This is a genomic window from Hydrocoleum sp. CS-953 (assembly GCF_002260545.1).
GTDB lineage: Bacteria > Cyanobacteriota > Cyanobacteriia > Cyanobacteriales > Microcoleaceae > Trichodesmium.
Genome location: NZ_LGSU01000091.1, coordinates 1 through 2,124 on the forward strand (window position 1 = coordinate 1; position 2,124 = coordinate 2,124).

The following is a 2,124-nucleotide window of genomic DNA, read 5'->3' on the forward strand; positions in this document are numbered from 1 at the left end:
CGGGCTAATTCAACCTCAAAGCTTTAATTGGCAAAAGTTTCAGCCCCCTCCCACATCAACATTGATGTTCTATTTATCTATTGTTCAATAGTTAGGGCGGGCTAATTTAACCTCAAAGCTTTAATTGGCAAAAGTTTCAGCCCCCTCCCACATCAACATTGATGTTCTATTTATCTATTGTTCAATAGTTACAGCAGTTTCCGCACGTTATTATTGTCAATATGCACAAGCAAGTGTTGCAGCTATATGCTTTCATGCAACAAAACCAAAGGTAATTATTAATTATTAATTATCCATAGTAGGGGCTGGTTTGAGTAGTAATTTTGATGCTTACCCTAAGATTAAGTAAACCCGCCCTCTGGCGATATGGTTGCATGAGGGGCGGGGCGGGCGAGTGATGAATTAATATCATCTATCAAGGCTTTTGGTGAAACCTGCCCCTACAAATTTTTCAACGTTTATGAGGTAGGGGCGGTTTCCACGTTAAGTTAATGGGAATTAACCAAAGTTAGATCAACCCGCCCCCTGGCCGTATCATTCATCACCGGACGCGGGGCGGGTTTATTTAACTAACGGCAAATATCAAGGTTTTTGGTGAAACCCTCCCCTACAAATCTCGGTATTGGGTTTATCCCGATAAGTCTCCTGATTTAAAACACACTTCAAATATTGCAATTGCTGTTAATGCTGCTATCTTATGGAAAGGAAATTACTGTAATAATGTTAATTGTTTGAATACTAATTAAGCAAATGGAAACACCTAATACAAACCAGCTAATTTTAGACTCTAAAAATAAAAATCAAGACCGCATTCCCCGAATAATCTCAATAGACATTTTGCGCGGACTTGTAATGGTACTGATGGCATTAGACCATGTACGAGCATTTTTCTCCAATGCTAACTTTAATCTTCTAGACCTCACTCAGACAAACATTCCTCTATTTCTCACACGCTGGATAACTCATCTTTGCGCCCCTACATTCATTTTTCTAGCAGGAATAGGAGCTTATCTTTCTCTCAAACGTGGCAAAACCAAACAACAACTTTCTCAATTTTTGTTGCTCCGAGGATGTTGGTTTATTCTACTAGACTTAACAGTAATACGTTTGAGCTGGAGGTTTAACCTGAGTTCTATGTTTTCTGCTGCGGGGGTGTTATGGGCGATCGCTTGGTCGATGATTTTCTTGGCAGCAATAATTTATCTTCCTACTCGGATAATAGCAGCGATTGGAATTTTGCTGATAGTCGGACATAATCTTTTTGATAATATACAAGCAGAACAATTAGGAAATATTGGTTGGGTTTGGGCAATACTTCACGAACGCACAATGATTGAACCAATTCCTGGTTTTCGCTTATTTATCCTCTATCCTCTGATTCCTTGGATCGGAGTAATAGCATTAGGTTATGCTTTCGGAACACTATTTGAAATGGAAAAATATCGGCGACTTCAGCTATTAAAAAAAACGGCTTAAGTATGATTTTTGCTTTTATGATTATTCGAGCAACTAATGTTTATGGAGACCCCAATCCTTGGTCAATTCAGTCTAGATTTTCTGATACCTTACTATCCTTTATCAATTGTGATAAATATCCAGCTTCTTTCCTGTATTTATTAATAACACTCGGTCTAGCAATTCTATTACTTTATTTTTTAGAAAAATCGAACATACGTTATTTTAAACCATTAATTATATTAGGTCAGCAACCATTATTTTTCTATATTATCCACGTTTACTTAATTCATCTAACCGCTATTTTATTTGCCTTGTCCAGACATGGTATGGAACCTTTTACTTTCTACCAAGTAGGCATCAGTTGGAAACCAAAAACATTTGGGTATGATTTACCAATTGTTTATCTAATTTGTTTGTTAATAACTTTCCTGTTATACATTATTTGTGACTGGTTTGGTAAGTATAAGAAAAAGTATCGAGGTAAGTGGTGGTTGAATTACCTGTAAAGAGCAGTTATTTACCGAAATAATTAATAATTAAGCAATTAAATAATTAGATAATTCACGCCTTGAAGCCTCCCCTTTCAAGGGGAAAAAAATAAATATGCATCCCCCTTTGTGTCAATCCTCTCCCTTTTAGGGAGAGGTAATTATCAATTATCAATTA

2 protein-coding genes are annotated in these 2,124 nt (G+C 36.6%); both read left to right on the top strand.

The window, feature by feature from the left end; genetic code table 11:
- The first annotated feature begins 750 nt into the window (after positions 1-750).
- Positions 751-1,476: a DUF1624 domain-containing protein gene (locus AFK68_RS37850; RefSeq protein WP_210407151.1), complete on the top strand. Its 726-nt coding sequence runs from the start codon at positions 751-753 to the stop codon at positions 1,474-1,476.
- A 2-nt stretch (positions 1,477-1,478) separates the two neighbouring features.
- Positions 1,479-1,964, top strand: a complete 486-nt coding sequence (locus tag AFK68_RS37855) for a hypothetical protein (protein ID WP_210407152.1) — start codon at positions 1,479-1,481, stop codon at positions 1,962-1,964.
- Positions 1,965-2,124: the final 160 nt, after the last annotated feature.

Excerpts from the sequence above, each read along its gene's own strand:
- AFK68_RS37855 (WP_210407152.1), top strand. The coding sequence starts at position 1,479 with ATGATTTTTGCTTTTATGATTATTCGAGCAACTAATGTTTATGGAGAC.
- AFK68_RS37850 (WP_210407151.1), top strand. The coding sequence starts at position 751 with ATGGAAACACCTAATACAAACCAGCTAATTTTAGACTCTAAAAATAAA.